The sequence below is a fragment of the Dongia mobilis genome (assembly GCF_004363235.1).
Classification (GTDB): Bacteria; Pseudomonadota; Alphaproteobacteria; order Dongiales; family Dongiaceae; genus Dongia; species Dongia mobilis.
Map to the genome: position 1 here is coordinate 100634 of NZ_SNYW01000012.1, position 15719 is coordinate 116352.

Below are 15719 nucleotides of genomic sequence, written 5' to 3' on the forward strand. Positions count from 1 at the left end.
CCGGCCCGGTGCCGCGACTGGCTTACGCGCCCTCCTCCGTCAAGCTGAGCAGGCTGGCATTGCCGCCGGCCGCCGTCGTGTCGATCGTGAGGGTGCGTTCGGTGGCGAAGCGATGCAGATAGCGCGGGCCGCCAGCCTTGGGGCCGGTGCCGGAGAGGCCCTCGCCGCCAAAGGGCTGCACGCCGACCACGGCACCGATCATGTTGCGGTTGACATAGGCATTCCCCACCCGCAGCCGCTCGGCGATATAGGCGATCTTGCCGTCGATGCGGGAGTGGATGCCAAGGGTCAGGCCATAGCCGGTGCCGTTCACCGCCGCCAGTACCTCGTCAAGTCGATCGGCGGCGTAATGGATGACGTGCAGCACCGGCCCGAACACCTCCCGCTGCAGCCGGTTGAGATTGTCGATGCGATAGGCGGCGGGGGCGAAGAAATGGCCGCCGGCGCATTCGGCGCCGAGCTTGTTCCGGTAGACGAGCTTGCCTTCCCGCTCCATGCGCTGGGCATGGGTCTCCAGCATTGCCTTGGCTTCCGCATCGATCACCGGGCCGATATCGGTCTGGAGCCAGGCCGGGTTGCCGATCTTCAGCTCCGCCATGGCGCCCGCCAGCATCTTCTCGAGTTTGACACCTATATCCTGCTGCACGAAAAGCACGCGCAGTGCCGAGCAGCGCTGGCCGGCACTCTGGAAGGACGAGATCAGGACGTCGCGCACGACCTGCTCGGGAAGGGCCGTCGAATCAACGATCATCGCATTCTGGCCGCCGGTCTCGGCGATCAGCGGGACGATCGGTCCATCCTTGGCGGCCAGCGTCCGGTTGATGAGGCGCGCCGTCTCGGTCGAGCCGGTAAAGGCGATGCCGGCAATGCGCGGGTCGCGGGTCAGCGGTGCGCCTACGCCTGGCCCATCGCCCGGCAGCAGATGCAGGACGTCACCGGGCACCCCCGCCTGGTGCAGCAGCCTGACCGCGAGCGAGGCGATGAGCGGCGTCTGCTCAGCTGGCTTGGCAATCACGCAATTGCCGGCGACCAGGGCAGCACTCACCTGGCCCATGAAGATGGCGAGCGGGAAATTCCAGGGCGAGATGCAGACGAATACTCCCCGGCCGTGGAGATAAAGCTGGTTGCGTTCGCCGGTCGGGCCGGGTAGCGCCTGGGGTGCTGCAAAATCGGTGCGCGCACGGGCCGCGTAGTAGCGGCAGAAATCGACCGCCTCGCGCAGTTCCGCCACGGCATCGCCGATGGTCTTGCCGGCCTCGCGGATGCAGAGCGCGATGATCTCGCCGCGCCGCTGCTCCATCAGATCGGCGGCACGGTCGAGGCAGGCGGCGCGCGCCTCGGCCCGCATGCCGGACCAATCGGCAAAGGCCCGGGCTGCGCGACCCACGGCATCCTCGACATCGGCTGCGGTCGAAAGTACGACACTGCCCACGGTCTCATGGGTGTCGGCCGGGTTTTTCACCTCCATCGCCTCGCCCGAGCGCAGCTGTCCGCCGATGATCGGCCCGGCCTGGGGACGCCCCGCGGCGGCGGCTTCGATTTCGCCCGCGAGCGCCAGCATCGCCTCGGGATCGGAAAGATCGACACCGGCCGAGTTCCGCCGCTCGGCCCCGAACATGTGGCTGGGCAGCGGAATGCCGGGATGGGGCTTGGATTTCAGCGCCCGCACCTGGGCAATGGGATCGGCGACGATGGCATCCAATGGCGCCTTCTCGTCGACGATGCGATTGACGAAGGAGGTATTGGCACCGTTCTCCAGCAGGCGCCGCACCAGATAGGCCAGCAGATCCTCGTGGCTGCCCACCGGCGCATAGATGCGGCAGGGAATGCCCATGGCATCCGCGGGCGTCACCTGGTTGTAGAGCGGCTCGCCCATGCCATGGAGGCGCTGGAATTCCAGCTTGTCCCGCGCCGCCGCCTCGCCGCCCGCCATCTCGATGACGGCGGAGAGCGTATGGGCGTTGTGGGTGGCGAACATCGGGTAGAAAGCCTGGCCGTCGGCGAGCAGGCGCCGTGCGCAGGCGAGGTAGGAAACATCGGTCGAGGCCTTGCGCGTGAAAACAGGGTAATTGGCAAGCCCCCGCTCCTGGCTCCACTTCACCTCGCTGTCCCAATAGGCGCCCTTCACCAGGCGGACCATCAAGCGGCGACGGTTGCGCCGCGCGCAATCCGCCAGCCAGTCAATGAGCGGCAGGCAGCGTTTCTGATAGGCCTGGATGGCAAGGCCAAGTCCGTCCCAGCCCGCGAGGCTGGGGACTCCGGCGACCACCTCGATGATGTCGAGCGAAAGATCGAGGCGGTCGGCTTCCTCCGCATCGATGGTACAGCCGATGCCGGCGGTCTTGGCGGCCTCGGCAAGGGCCACAACCTTGGGCACCATCTCGCCCATGACGCGTTCGCTCTGCGCGAATTCATAGCGCGGGTGCAGGGCCGAGAGCTTGATCGAAATGCCGGGCGCTGCGACCGGACCCTTGCCCCTGGCGGCCTTGCCGATAGATTTGATCGCCGCCACATAGGCTTTGAAATAGCGCTCGGCGTCTTCCATCGTGCGGGCGGCCTCGCCCAGCATGTCGTAGGAATAGCGATAACCCTTCTTCTCGAGGGCCTCGGCGCGCTCCAGCGCCTCGCCGATATCGCGCCCCATGACGAATTGCCGGCCGAGGATCTTCATCGCCTGGGTCACCGCCTGGCGGATCACCGGTTCGCCGCTCCGCGTCACCAGGCGCTTCAGTACACCCTTGAGATCATTGGCGCTCTGGTCCAGTTGCATGATGCGCCCGGTCAGCATCAGCGCCCAGGTCGAGGCGTTGACGAAAAGCGAGTCCGATTCCCCCAGATGCGCGCCGAAATCGGCTTCCTTCAGCTTGTCCCGGATCAGCTGGTTGGCCGTGTCGCTGTCCGGGATGCGCAGCAGGGCCTCGGCCAGGCACATGAGGACGACGCCTTCCTTCGACGACAACTCATAGGCATGCATGAAGGCATCGATGCCGCCCTGGCCGACGCGGTTCTTGCGCACTTCCTCGACCAGGCGCCGGGCGCGCGCGGCGATGCGGTCCTGCATGTCGGGCGCCAATTCCGCCTGGCCCAGCAGCATCTCGACAATGGCCGTCTCGTCGGCCCGGTAGTGGCCGCGCAGGCGGCGGCGCAGGGGGGTAGGTTCGGCGGCGGGCGCGCAGAAGATCATGGTCATGTGCTGGCGTCGGAATCCGGAGGTGACGGGGCAAAATCGGCCGCAGTCTAGTCCCAACGGCCCGCAAACCCAAGACCGGGAAAATCCGGAAAGTTCAGCAGCCCTGCTTGTCCGCGAGTTCGATCAGGCGCGCGTTGCGGGCCCGGAGAACGTGGATTTCCTTGTTCGGCTGGTCACGGAAATCCAGCGTCAGCAGGGCCGGCGGGAACATGATGCCGTCCACCACGGTGTAATGCACATTGCGGCGGTGGATCTGGTCGTCGCGATCGACCAGACGCGCGATGGCGAGGTCGTTCTGGCTGGTCTCCGCCAGCAGATCCATGCAGCTCAAATCGGGATCGGTCGGCCGGATGACCTCGACCAGTTGCGGGTTCTCGCCGCCGCAGGCCGCCAGCAGCATCAGGCCGGCCAGGGTCAGGAAGCGCCTCATGACCGCACCCAGTGATCCTTGCCCGGCCAGCAATCCCCGCCCTGGTTCTGGGCCATGGAGATGAGGTGCCGGTTGCGCGTGGCAAGGGCGCTGTGCTCGATCTGCTGCGGCGAATTCGGATAGTCTTCCTCGACGCCCATGTCGAGGCCGAACCAGCCGGGTGGGAAGGCCAGCGACAGGCCCATGATCATGTCGTTCTTCTCTTCCTGCCACACCTGCTCGCGCACCAGGGCCGACTGCTTGGCATAATTCCGGGCCACTTCGTCCCGAATCTGTTCGCAGGTCATGTAGCGATCGGTGATGGTGGCTTCCTGCACCGGTACAGGCGACCGCCCGGCGCAGCCGGCAACGACCAGCATTCCTACCAGCAGGCTCATCGGCAACATTGCGCGCATGACTCGACCCCCGGGTCCCATGGCAGACATGCGGTCCCGTCCGTCCTCGCCAGGAGCCGCCTCCATATTCTACGCCACAAATAGGTTAACACAACCTTTCTGGCAGCGGCGAAAACTCATGCCTATCAAAGGATTGCCAGCCGCATTTAGGTCAATTTGCGATGAAACTTCCCTAACCTGCCTGTTTCACAGGACTTCAGCGGGAGCCAGCATCATATCGCGGCCAAGCGCGCTCGGTCCGGCCGGCTGGTTGGCCAGGCCGGCTAGTTGGTCAGGCCGACCAAGCGCTCAGGCCGGCCGGGTGGTCAGGCCGACAATTTTGCCCGCAGCCTTTCGTTCAGCATGGCGGGATTCGCCTTGCCGCCCATGGCCTTCATCACCTGGCCGACGAAAAAGCCCAGCAGCTTGTCCTTGCCGGCCTTGTACTCCGCGACCTTGTCGACGTTGGCGGCCATAACCTTGTCGATCTCGGCATCGATGGCGCCGGTATCGAGGACCTGCTTCAGCCCCTTCGCCTCGACGATTTCCGCCGCCCCCTTGCCGGTCTCGAACATCTCGGCAAACACATCCTTGGCGATGCGGCCTGAGATCGTGTTGTCGGAAATCAGGCCCACCAGTTCACCTACTGCCGCAGCCGAAACCGGGCTTTCGGTGATGTCCAGGCCGGCCGCATTCAGCTTGCCGAAGAGCTCCGAGGTGATCCAGTTGGCGGTCAGCTTCGGGTCGCGGCCCTTGGCCGCCGCCTCGTAGAACGCCGCGGATTCCTTCTCCGCGACCAGCACGCCGGCATCGTAATCCGAAAGGCCGAATTCCTTGATGAATCGCTGGCGCTTGGCATCGGGGAGTTCCGGCAGGCCCGCCTTCAGCCCGTCGACCCATTTCGGATCCAAGTTGAGCGGCAGCAGGTCGGGGTCAGGGAAATAGCGGTAATCATGCGCGTGCTCCTTGGAGCGCATCGAGCGGGTGACGCCCTTGCCGGGATCCCAGAGCCGGGTCTCCTGCTTGATCGAACCGCCCTCCTCCAGGATTTCGATCTGGCGGCGCGCCTCGTATTCGATCGCCTGAGCGACATAGCGGATCGAGTTCACGTTCTTGATCTCGCAGCGCGTGCCCAGGCCATCGCCGGGCTTGCGCACCGAGACGTTGACGTCGCAGCGCATCGAACCTTCGTCCATGTTGCCGTCGCAGGTGCCGAGATAGCGCAGGATCGAGCGCAGCTTCTTCAGATAGGCTGCCGCCTCGTCGGAGGAGCGCATGTCGGGCTCCGAGACGATCTCCATCAGCGCGACACCGGCCCGGTTGAGATCGACATAGGTCTTCGACGGGTGCTGGTCGTGCAGCGACTTTCCGGCATCCTGCTCGAGATGCAGCCGCGTGATCCCAACCTCGCGGTGCTCGCCGCCCGGGAGGTCGAGAATGATGGTGCCCTTGCCGACGATCGGGTCCAGATACTGGCTGATCTGGTAGCCAGCCGGCAGATCGGCATAGAAGTAGTTCTTGCGATCGAAGACCGAGCGCAGATTGATCTGGGCGTTGAGGCCGAGGCCCGTCTTCACGGCCTGCTCGATGCAGACCTCGTTGATCACCGGCAACATGCCCGGAAAAGCCGCATCGACCAGGCTGACCTGTGTATTCGGCTCGGCGCCGAAGGCGGTGGCGGCGCCAGAGAACAGCTTCGACTTCGAGATCACCTGAGCGTGAACCTCGAGGCCAAGGACCATTTCCCACATGCCGGTCCGGCCTTCGATCAGGTTCTTGTTGTTGGTCATGTCGTTCATGGCCTTATACTCCCGCCGGCAAGGCGGTGAAATTGGCGGCGCGCTCCAGCACCTGGGCCGAACGCAGCAGCGTTTCCTCATCAAAGGCGCGGCCGATCAACTGCAGGCCGAGCGGCAAGCCGTTCGCGTCGAGACCGGCCGGCACCGAGATGCCGGGCAGGCCAGCCAGGTTCACGGTCACGGTAAAGACATCCTGCAGATACATCTGCACCGGATCGCCCTCGTTCTCGTTGAAGCCGAAGGCCGCAGACGGCGTGGATGGCGTCAGGATAACGTCCACGTCCTTGAAGGCGTCGGTGAAGTCCCTGAGGATGAGGGCGCGGATGCGCTGCGCCTGCAGGTAATAGGCGTCGTAATAGCCGGCCGACAGCACATAGGTGCCGATCATGATGCGCCGCTTCACTTCCTTGCCGAAGCCGGCCGCCCGGGTGAGCTCGTACATCTCGTCGAGGGAATTCCCCGGCACACGCAGGCCGAAGCGCACGCCATCATAACGGGCAAGATTCGAGGACGCCTCGGCTGGCGCGATGATGTAATAGGTCGGCAGCGCATATTTGGTATGCGGCAGCGAGATTTCGCGGAGTTCCGCGCCCTGCGCCTTCAGCCATTCGGCACCCCTGGCCCAGAGTGCGTCGATCTCCTGCGACATGCCGTCGACGCGGTACTCCTTCGGGATGCCGACCTTTAGCCCGCGAATGTCGCCGGTGAGCGCCTTGCGGAAATCCGGCACCGGCATTTCGACCGACGTCGAATCCTTCGGATCATGCCCGGACATGGCGCCCAGCATGATCGCGCAATCCTCGACCGAGCGCGCGATCGGGCCGGCCTGGTCCAGAGACGAGGCGAATGCGACGATGCCCCAGCGCGAACAGCGGCCATAGGTCGGCTTGATGCCGACCGTGCCGGTCAAGGCCGCCGGCTGGCGGATCGAGCCGCCAGTGTCGGTGCCGGTCGCCGCCATGGCGATCCGCGCCGCAACCGCGGCCGAGGAACCGCCCGACGAGCCGCCGGGGACGAGGTCGGTTTCGTCGCCCCGTCGCTTCCACGGATTGATGACATTGCCGTAATACGAAGTCTTGTTGCTGGACCCCATGGCGAACTCGTCGAGGTTGAGCTTGCCCAACATCACGGCGCCGGCGTCGAACAGGTTCCGCGTCACGGTCGATTCATAAGTCGGCCTGAAACCGTCGAGGATATGCGAACCGGCGGTGGTCAGGACACCCTCGGTGCAGAACAGGTCCTTAATGCCGAGCGGTATGCCCTCAAGGGCGCCAGCTTTGCCGCCGGCACGGCGCTGGTCTGACGCGTCGGCCTGCTTCAGCGCGATCTCCGGCGTTTCGGTGATATAGGCATTGAGGTTCTTGTGCTTCGCCATCGCGGCAAGATGCGCCTCGGTCAGCTCGCGGGCCGAGAACTTCTTCGCGGCGAGGCCGTCGAGGGCGGCGGCGATGGTGAGGTGGGTGAGTTCGCTCATGATATCCGGGCCGCCTTACTCGATGACCTTGGGAACGGTGAAGAAGCCGTGGGCCGGTTCCGGCGCATTGGCCAGCACCTTGTCCGGATTGCCACCGTCATTGACCACATCGGCCCGCCGCGGCAGGTCGCGGGCAAGCACGCCCGACATCGGCTGCACGCCCTTGGTATCCACCTCATTCAATTGCTCGATCCAGGCCATGATACCGGTGAGTTCCTGGGCGAGTCCCGGCAAGTCGGATTCCGGCACGCGGATCCGCGCCAGGGTGGCGATATGGGCGACGGTCTTGCTGTCCAGTGACATGGGGCGCGATCAATCCGATTTGTTGCGTAAAGCGGGAAATTCGGGGCGGAAACTAGCATCCAGCCCCACCCCGATCAACCGGCCCGGATGGCGGCAAAATCCGCTCAGACCGGCCAGAAGTAGACCGCCGTTACATGGGCGAGGGTGTAGAAGCCGAACGCCACCAGCAGGCCGCCGGCAATGCGGTTGAGCCAGATCAGGGCATTGCGGGAGATCATGTGGCGGATGAAACCGACGCCGAGACTTAGGCTCAACCACCAACCGGCAGCCCCCACCAGCACACCGCCGATCAAAATCGGAACCAGGCCAATCTCCAGCCGGACCAGGCCGGGAACCCCGGCGAAGACCGCCATGAAGGACAGGATGGTCACCGGGTTGGCCAGGGTCAGTGCCAGGGTCTTGCCAAAATCCGCAATCAGGGTCTGCGGTACCTCGCCGCTGGCCGACGGCGAAATCGGCTGCTTGAGGCCCAAATGGACCCCGAAGGCGATCAGGAACAAGCCGCCGCCCAACTCGAACCATTGCCGCTGCGCCTCGATCAGTCCGGAAAGAGCGGTGATTCCGATGATCCCGCAGATCGCGAAGATGGTATCGGCCACGGCCGCGCCGAGGCCGCCGCAGAACCCGGCCAGTCGTCCCTTTTCCAGCGTCAGGCGAATGCACAGCATGCCGATGGGGCCGACCGGGGCCGCGACCGCAAAGCCGATTCCCATGCCCTTGGCCAGAAGAATGATGTCCCGCAGCAATAGATCCACGTTCAACACCGCCTTCGCAGGGCATCGCCACCCGGGTGCAGGGTCTGCATAGGAATCAGCATGAAATGACAATCCCCCGGGTGTTTCGTTTGCCCGTGCGTCCTGGGGCGGGTCGGATGTATGGTGACCGGGCAGCCATGTCAATCTGCCCCACTTGCGGCGAAACGTGGCGGCATGGTCCCTGGCAAGAGGCAAGGATAAAACATGGCGGCCCTGTGGCGATTTTTGCACGCGACCGTGCTGGCATTGGCTTTCATTGTATACTTGGCCGGATTGGCCCCCTCGGCCTTGGCCGAAACGACCACGACGTGGCAGGAGGTCGTGCCCGATCTGGCCCCGGATGCTACCGAAGTCACGGATGACGCGGAAATCCGACGTATCCTCGAAGATCTGACGATTTTCGGCCGCTATGTCGACGGTGAAGACTGGATCGAGTACCACGACCGCAGCGGACGTACGGCCTATAACGAGAAGGGCTGCACCTATCCCGGTACCTGGTGGATCGAAAACGGCAGCATCTGCTACGCCTATCCAAACTACCGCGACAACGCCCCCAATTGTTTCGTCATGTTCGTGCGCGCCGGCGGGGGCATTCAATTCGTTGCCTTCGACGCCGGCGGAGCCCCATATCTTGCCTCCTCCTCGATCAACATCGCCCCGGGTAACGTGGCCCATCTGCCGCTTGGGAATCTTTCCCCCTGCGTTGGCGTGTAGGATTATTTCCATTTGATGTGATCGATTGGCCGCCCCTGGGTGCCTGCCACCGGGCGGAATTGCCTCGCCCAAACCAAATTCCGGGGTTCTCGAGGCGGTATTCTAAATTGTAGTTAATTTACTGTTAATCTGATACTCTCCTTGTTAGGAATTAGGCTCTATGTCCTAATCTTGGCCGCCGTGGAGAGCAGCGACCCGGCCGTCCTGGCAGCAATGGGGGTAGGGCTTGATATTGAGGAGTTGGCGCCGCCTGACAGCGCTTGCTGTCGTCAGTGGTGGTGCCTATGGCGGGCTTCTGACACAGGGCCAAGGCGGGCTGAGTGCCGGGCTCGCCATTGCTGCGGTCGGGCTGGCCGGTGCGGCCCTGGCCTTGCGCCAGGAAACCAGCTCGGCAGCTTTGCCGTCGGGGTTGCTGACAACGTCGCCACGCCTGCCGGCCGGGATCCGGCAATCTTCCGACACTTTGGTGCCCCGGGACCGGTCGCGGGATATGGAACTCGCCGATTTGGCGATCGAACATGCCCAGACGCCGATCGTGATCACGGATGGCGCCAATCGAATCCTGCGCTTCAACCGGGCCTGCGTGGCGTTGTCCGGATATACAGCCGAAGAACTGGCTGATCCGGCCTGCTGGGAAAAGCTGCTGCTGCCGGAGGAGATGACCGCGGTCCGCCACGCCGTCGATGCCACCGCCGCCGAGCCGTTTCCCCGCGTGGTCGAGAATGTCTGGGCAACCAGATCCGGCCAGCGACGACTGCTACGCTGGACCAACTCTGCGTTGCACGGCCTCGACGGGGAGATCCGCGCCGTCGTTTCCGTTGCCACCGACGTGACCGACAGCCGGCGCATGGAGGCCCAGTTTCGCCGCATCGAGAGCACGCTGCGGCGGGCGCATCGGATCGCCCAGCTGGGCCATTGGCTGTGGTCGCCGCATGCGGGTATCAGCCAGCCAGGGTCGGAGGGCGACGGCACCTACTTCTACTCGGCCGAGGCGGCCGCCATTTTCGGCGTTGACCAGGACGCCCTCAATCTGGGTGGCGACGATCACTACGCGTCCCTGCTCCACCCGGATGATCGGCAGGAAGCGATGCTGGGCTATCGCCAATTCTTCGCCTCGCCGGAAGAGCATCTGACGCAGGATTATCGCATCAGGCGTCCCGACGGCAGCATCCGGCATCTGCGCGTGGTATCGCAGAAGGTCCGCGATCCCGCCGGCGCGATTACCGAGATCACCGGGACGATCCAGGATCTGACCGAGATCCGCCGCGCCGAACTCGCCATTCGCCAGATTCAGCTGATCCTGACTGCCGCGCAGCGGCTGGCGGGCGTCGGCTACTGGTTCTGGGAACAGGCCGACGGCGACGATGCGGACTCAGATGGGCCGGACACCCGATTTCACTATTCGGCCGAAGCCCAGGCCGTCAGCGGCATTTCCGAGCAGTTGATGCAGACGCTGTCGACCGAGGATTTCTGCCAGCGCTTTGTCCATGAGGCAGACCGCGCCCGCGTGCTCGAGATTTTCATGCGCTTCGCCAGGGGTGCGAGCGACCAGTACACGGTGGAATACGCCTTTCATCATCCCTATCGTGGCGACCGGATTCTGCGTGCCGTGGCCCTGCGCGAACGCAATGCCGCCGGCCAGCCGCTGCACGCCATCGGCATGATCCAGGACATCACGGATCTCCGGCGCGACGAGGCAGCCTTGCGCGACCAGCAGCATCAGCTCGCCGCCGCGCACCGTCTGGCGCGCCTCGGCTACTGGTCCTGCACCGGCGGCAATGACGGCACGCCCATCCGGAAGGCGATCTGGTCCCGGGAAGCGGCGGCCATTACCGGAATCGACAGCGATATGGCACAGGCAGCGTTGCAGGCGGACGACTTCGAGCACCGTTTCACGCATCCGGACGACCGGTTGCGGGTGATGAAGGCCTATGCCGACCTCAGGGCGCAGCGCATCAAGCAATACGACATCGATTATCGCCTGCGGCAGCCGGGGGGCGGCGAGATCTGGCTCCGCTCGCTGGCATCGTTGCGGCTTGACGCCGAGGGACGGACCATTGGCCTCTTCGGCATCCTGCAGGACATCGGTGACCGCAAGCGCGCCGAGGCGGAACTGCGCCTCGCCAACCAGAGCCTTGCCAATGCGCAGCGGATCGCACATGTCGGCAGCTGGTCCCGGGATATCGCGAGCGGCCGAGTCGTCTGGTCGGACGAGACCTACCGGATCTTCGGATATGAGCCCCGCAGCCTCGATCCGAGCCTGGACCTTCTGATGGCCTCGGTGCATCGGGATGACAGGGGAAAGCTTTCAGCGGCGATCGAAGCGAGCCTGCGGAACCATACCGACTACGTCATCGAGCATCGCATCGTCCGGCCCGACGGCAGCATCCGCCATGTGCGCGAACAGGGCGAGGTGTCACTGGACAGTGACGGCCAGGTCCTGCGCCTGGAGGGTGTCATCCTGGACATCACCGAAATCAAGGCGCGGGAGCTTGCCCTCAACGAGGCGCGCTTGCGGGCCGAGACAGCCGATCGCGCCAAGACCGAGTTTCTCGGCAACATGAGCCATGAACTGCGCACACCGCTCAATGCCGTGATCGGCTTTGCCGATGTCCTGTCGCAGCAATTGTTCGGCCCGATCCCGGCAACCTATGGCGAGAGCATCGCCGCAATCAGCCAGAGCGGGCGGCATCTCCTGGAGATCATCTCGGATCTGCTCGAGATGTCGCGCATCGAGAGCGGAGAGCGGCGGCTGGCCGAGCACTCCTTCGATCCGCTGACGGCCATTGCGGAATGCTGCCGCATGATCCAGGCCCAGGCAGAGGCTGCCGGCATTCGGCTCGTCATCGACGATACCGGCCAGTTGCCGGTCCTGCTGGCCGAGGAACGCGCCTTCAAGCAGGTGCTGGGAAACCTGCTATCCAACGCCGTCAAGTTCACGCCGCGTGGCGGCGCGGTGGCGGTCACGGTCGCGGCCGATGTCAACGCCGGCATGCTGGTCGTCGTCAGCGATACCGGGCGCGGCATCGAGCCGTCGGTCCTGCCGCAACTGGGCAAGCCATTTGCGCAGGGCGAATCGACCCTGACGCGGCGCCACGGCGGCATCGGATTGGGCCTTGCCATCAGCCGACGCCTGATGGAACTGCATGGCGGGCGCCTCGAGATCAGCAGCCAGCCTGGCCAGGGGACGCGGGTAACCATGATGTTCCCGAAGGAACGGCTGTCCCTGCCCTAGCCGCGTTCAAGCATGGCGCGCAGTTCGTCACCGGTCAGGGTCTCCTTCTCGATCAGCCGACGCGCCGCCCGCTCGAGATCGTCGCGCCGGCTGCGCAGGATCTCGCTGGCCTGGGCAAAGGCGCCTTCCACCAGGTCGCGCACCGCCTGGTCGATCTCGCGCGCCGTCTGCTCGCTGTAGCGCCGCCCGGCCGGCATCATCTGCTGGATGCCCAGAAAATTCTGCGGTGTCTCGTCGAGCGAAACCTGCCCCAGTGTCGCATCCATGCCGAAGCGGGCGACCATCGACCGGGCAATGTCCGTCGCCTTGGCCAGATCGTCGGCCGCGCCGGTCGACAACTGCTCGAAGACCAAGCGTTCCGAGGCACGGCCGCCAAGCAAAACGGCCATGCGGTTGATCAGCTCTTCCCGGGTCATCAGGTAGCGGTCTTCCGTCGGCCGCTGGATGGTGTAGCCGAGCGAACCGATGCCGCGCGGTATGATCGACACCTTGTGCACCGTCTCGCTGCCGGGCAGGCTCGTAGCCACCAAAGCGTGCCCGATCTCGTGGAATGCGACGATCTCGCGTTCCTTCGGATTGAGCAGCCGGTTGCGCTTCTCGAGGCCGGCGACGATGCGCTCGATCGCGGCGGTGAAATCAGCCATGGTGACGCTGTCGCCACCGCGCCTGGTCGCCAGCAGCGTCGCCTCGTTGACCAGATTGGCAAGGTCGGCGCCGGTGAATCCGGGCGTCAGGGCGGCGATATCGTCGGCCTTCACGTCCCCGGCCAGCTTGGCCTTCTTGAGATGCACGCCAAGAATCTGCACGCGCCCCACACGATCGGGCCGGTCGACAAGGACCTGCCGGTCGAAGCGACCGGCGCGCAACAGGGCGGGATCGAGGATTTCGGGCCGGTTGGTGGCCCCGAGCAGGACCAGGCCCTGGCTGGAATCGAAACCGTCAAGTTCGGCCAGGAGCTGGTTCAGCGTCTGCTCCTTCTCGTCATGGCCGCCGCCAAACGGAAAGGCACCACGGGCCCGGCCCAGGGCGTCGAGTTCGTCGATGAAGATGATGGCAGGCGCATTGGCGCGTGCCTGCTCGAACAAGTCGCGCACGCGGGCAGCACCGACGCCGACGAACAATTCGACGAACTCCGAGCCGCTGATCGAAAAAAACGGCACACCGGCCTCGCCCGCCACCGCGCGCGCCAGCAGCGTCTTGCCGGTACCGGGCGGCCCCACCAGCAGAATGCCTTTCGGCAGGCGCCCGCCGAGGCGACCATAGGTCGTCGGGTCCTTCAGGAAATTGACGATCTCCTGCAACTCGGCCTTCGCCTCGTCGACGCCGGCGACGTCGGCAAAGGTCACCTTGATGTCGGTTTCGACGAACACCTTGGCCCGGCTCTTGCCGATCGACATGAAGCCGCCGCCGAAGCCCTGTTTCTCGATGATCTTGCGAAAGACGATGAACCAGAGCCCGAAGAAGATCAGGACCGGCAGCACCCAGGAAAGTATGCTGCGAAAAAGCGTATTCTCGGTGGCGCCGGTGAACCTGGCACCATATTGCGACAATTCGGCGGCGATCTGCGGATCGACCCGGTTGGTGACGAATTGCTGCTCGCGGCCACTGCCGTCATCCTTCAGCCGGCCCTGGATACGATTCTCGGTAACCACGACTTCGGCCACCTTGCCCTCGGCGAGCAGGGTGCGGAATTCGCTGTAGGGCAGGACCTCGACCGCCAGATAGCTGGACAAAAGCGACTGCAGGGCGAGTACGCCCAGCATTGCGATCACAATGTACCAGGCGTTGAACTGGGTCTTCTTGTCCATTCCGGATTGCCCTGCATGCCGTAACCATCCCGGGCATGCTGGATCAATCCTCAGACCAGCGTCAAGGCAAGGCTGGGTCGCAGCGTCAATTCTGGCCGATCTTGACCGCCACCCACTGGAAATCGCCCTGCCGGTTGATCAGCAGCGTCACCAGTCGGTAGCCATTGTCCTGTGCCGACTTCACCCGGTCGCGCACATCGCCCGGACTGGCAACCGCCTTCTGGTCGACCTCGGCGATGATGTCGCCCGGCCGCAGGTCCTTTGCCGCCGCCGTACTGCTCGGATCGACCTCGACGATAACGACGCCCTCGGCATTCTCGGGCAGATCGAACTGCTCGCGCAGGGCGTCGGTAATGCGCGCGACGTCGACGCCGAGCAACTCGATGCGATCGCCCTTGCCTTCGTCCTCGGTCGCCTCGTCGCCGTCTCGCTGTGTCACCTGCGCCGCGGCCTCGGCAGCTTCGTCGAGTTCGCCCAGTTCGACCGTCACCGTGGTCCTGGCGCCCTGACGCCAGATGGCGACGGCGACCTTCTTGCCGAACTGCGTATCGGCGACGATGCGGGGCAGCGAGCGCATCTCCGTCACCTCGCGCCCGTCGAATTCCAGGATCACGTCGCCCTGGCGGATGCCGGCCTTGTCCGCCGGACCCGCGGCCGAGACGCTGGAAACCAGCGCGCCCTTGGCTGCCGGCAGGCGCAGGGCCTCGGCGAGTTCGGGCGATACCGTCTGTATTCGCACACCCAGCCAGCCGCGCCGCGGGTGGCCGAATTCGCGGATCTGGTCGATGACCCCCCTGGCAAGATTGGCGGGAATCGAGAAGCCGATGCCGACCGAGCCGCCGGAGGGGGAATAGATCGCCGAATTGATCCCGACCACCTCACCCGCCATGTTGAACATCGGCCCGCCGGAATTCCCGCGATTGATCGAGGCATCCGTCTGGATGAAATCGTCATAAGGCCCGGCATTGATGTCGCGCTGGCGCGCCGAGACGATGCCGGCCGTGACGGTGCCGCCAAGGCCGAAGGGATTGCCAATGGCCAGCACCCAGTCGCCGATACGCAATGAGTCGGAATCGCCCCATTTGACCGCCTGCAGCGGCTTCGTGGACTCGACCTTCAGCAGCGCCAGATCGGTCTTTTCGTCGCGCCCCACGAGCGTCGCCTTCAACTCCTCGTTTTCATGGGTGATGACCGTGATCTCCTCGGCGTTCTCGATCACGTGGTTGTTGGTGACGATGTAGCCGGCGGGATCGATCACGAAGCCAGAACCCAGGGACGTGGCGCGCCGCGGCGGCCGCGGCTGGTTGCCCTCCTGCCGGTCCAGGAACTCGCGGAACATCTCGTCGAGGTCCTGGATCTGGCTGTCGGCCGAAACGGTCTGTGTGGTCGAGATATTGACCACGGCCGGCAAGGATTGTTCGGCCAGATCGGCGAAGCTTTCCGGCGCCGAGCGAGCATCGGCGGTCCTGGCGGCGACAACGACGCAAGTCAGCAGGATCAGGAGGCTCAGAACGGCGAGTATTTTCGGTTGGTGCGCGGCGATGTCGGCGGCACGGGCTTGGCGGCGGGCTAGCATGGGGATCTACCTCGTCTCAACAGCGGTCGCAGGCACTATAACGCAAAAACCGACCGGTATT

The 15719-nt window shown here is 64.7% G+C and carries 11 protein-coding genes; 2 read left to right on the top strand and 9 right to left on the bottom strand.

Annotated elements, in window-relative coordinates:
* Window positions 1-22: 22 nt before the first annotated feature.
* The 7 genes from putA to A8950_RS19585 all read right to left on the bottom strand — a co-directional run bounded on the left by putA (window position 23) and on the right by A8950_RS19585 (window position 8325).
* Window positions 23-3190 (bottom strand): bifunctional proline dehydrogenase/L-glutamate gamma-semialdehyde dehydrogenase PutA, encoded by a 3168-nt coding sequence (gene putA, locus A8950_RS16335; RefSeq protein ID WP_243735677.1) that lies wholly within the window; start codon window positions 3188-3190, stop codon window positions 23-25.
* A 94-nt stretch (window positions 3191-3284) separates the two neighbouring features.
* Window positions 3285-3620: a hypothetical protein gene (locus A8950_RS16340; RefSeq protein ID WP_133614755.1), complete on the bottom strand. Its 336-nt coding sequence runs from the start codon at window positions 3618-3620 to the stop codon at window positions 3285-3287.
* Window positions 3617-4015 (bottom strand): hypothetical protein, encoded by a 399-nt coding sequence (locus A8950_RS16345; RefSeq protein WP_133614756.1) that lies wholly within the window; start codon window positions 4013-4015, stop codon window positions 3617-3619. The genes A8950_RS16340 and A8950_RS16345 overlap by 4 nt, the downstream gene beginning before the upstream one ends.
* Window positions 4016-4320: 305 nt before the next feature.
* The gene (gatB, locus tag A8950_RS16350) at window positions 4321-5793 is read right to left on the bottom strand and encodes an Asp-tRNA(Asn)/Glu-tRNA(Gln) amidotransferase subunit GatB (protein ID WP_243735678.1); all 1473 of its coding nucleotides are present in this window, start codon (window positions 5791-5793) and stop codon (window positions 4321-4323) included.
* A gap of 4 nt (window positions 5794-5797) precedes the next feature.
* Window positions 5798-7267 carry an Asp-tRNA(Asn)/Glu-tRNA(Gln) amidotransferase subunit GatA gene (gene gatA, locus A8950_RS16355; protein ID WP_133614757.1) on the bottom strand — a complete coding sequence of 490 codons (1470 nt, stop codon included), beginning with the start codon at window positions 7265-7267 and terminating at the stop codon, window positions 5798-5800.
* A gap of 15 nt (window positions 7268-7282) precedes the next feature.
* Entirely contained in the window at window positions 7283-7570 is a 288-nt protein-coding gene (gene gatC / locus A8950_RS16360) for an Asp-tRNA(Asn)/Glu-tRNA(Gln) amidotransferase subunit GatC (protein WP_133614758.1), read from the bottom strand.
* 104 nt (window positions 7571-7674) lie between these two features.
* On the bottom strand, window positions 7675-8325 hold the full coding sequence (locus A8950_RS19585) for a LysE family translocator (RefSeq protein WP_166645235.1): 651 nt from the start codon (window positions 8323-8325) through the stop codon (window positions 7675-7677).
* Between the two features lie 204 nt (window positions 8326-8529).
* Here A8950_RS19585 and A8950_RS19590 point away from each other — a divergent pair, with 204 nt between their 5' ends.
* Together A8950_RS19590 and A8950_RS16370 are read left to right on the top strand one after the other, a co-directional pair.
* Window positions 8530-9039 (top strand): hypothetical protein, encoded by a 510-nt coding sequence (locus A8950_RS19590; RefSeq protein WP_166645236.1) that lies wholly within the window; start codon window positions 8530-8532, stop codon window positions 9037-9039.
* A gap of 226 nt (window positions 9040-9265) precedes the next feature.
* A complete protein-coding gene (locus tag A8950_RS16370) occupies window positions 9266-12274 on the top strand; it encodes a PAS domain-containing sensor histidine kinase (protein WP_133614760.1) in 3009 nt (1002 codons plus the stop codon).
* Here A8950_RS16370 and ftsH read toward each other — a convergent pair.
* Together ftsH and A8950_RS16380 are read right to left on the bottom strand one after the other, a co-directional pair.
* The gene (gene ftsH, locus A8950_RS16375) at window positions 12271-14082 is read right to left on the bottom strand and encodes an ATP-dependent zinc metalloprotease FtsH (RefSeq protein ID WP_133614761.1); all 1812 of its coding nucleotides are present in this window, start codon (window positions 14080-14082) and stop codon (window positions 12271-12273) included. The genes A8950_RS16370 and ftsH overlap by 4 nt on opposite strands.
* A gap of 85 nt (window positions 14083-14167) precedes the next feature.
* Window positions 14168-15658: a DegQ family serine endoprotease gene (locus tag A8950_RS16380; protein WP_133614762.1), complete on the bottom strand. Its 1491-nt coding sequence runs from the start codon at window positions 15656-15658 to the stop codon at window positions 14168-14170.
* Window positions 15659-15719 lie beyond the last annotated feature (61 nt).

What these genes read in the sequence shown, in the direction of transcription:
- putA (WP_243735677.1), bottom strand. Translation starts at nt 3,190, where the DNA reads ATGACCATGATCTTCTGCGCGCCCGCCGCCGAACCTACCCCCCTGCGC.
- A8950_RS16340 (WP_133614755.1), bottom strand. Translation starts at nt 3,620, where the DNA reads ATGAGGCGCTTCCTGACCCTGGCCGGCCTGATGCTGCTGGCGGCCTGC.
- A8950_RS16345 (WP_133614756.1), bottom strand. Translation starts at nt 4,015, where the DNA reads ATGCGCGCAATGTTGCCGATGAGCCTGCTGGTAGGAATGCTGGTCGTT.
- gatB (WP_243735678.1), bottom strand. Translation starts at nt 5,793, where the DNA reads ATGAACGACATGACCAACAACAAGAACCTGATCGAAGGCCGGACCGGC.
- gatA (WP_133614757.1), bottom strand. Translation starts at nt 7,267, where the DNA reads ATGAGCGAACTCACCCACCTCACCATCGCCGCCGCCCTCGACGGCCTC.
- gatC (WP_133614758.1), bottom strand. Translation starts at nt 7,570, where the DNA reads ATGTCACTGGACAGCAAGACCGTCGCCCATATCGCCACCCTGGCGCGG.
- A8950_RS19590 (WP_166645236.1), top strand. Translation starts at nt 8,530, where the DNA reads ATGGCGGCCCTGTGGCGATTTTTGCACGCGACCGTGCTGGCATTGGCT.
- ftsH (WP_133614761.1), bottom strand. Translation starts at nt 14,082, where the DNA reads ATGGACAAGAAGACCCAGTTCAACGCCTGGTACATTGTGATCGCAATG.
- A8950_RS16380 (WP_133614762.1), bottom strand. Translation starts at nt 15,658, where the DNA reads ATGCTAGCCCGCCGCCAAGCCCGTGCCGCCGACATCGCCGCGCACCAA.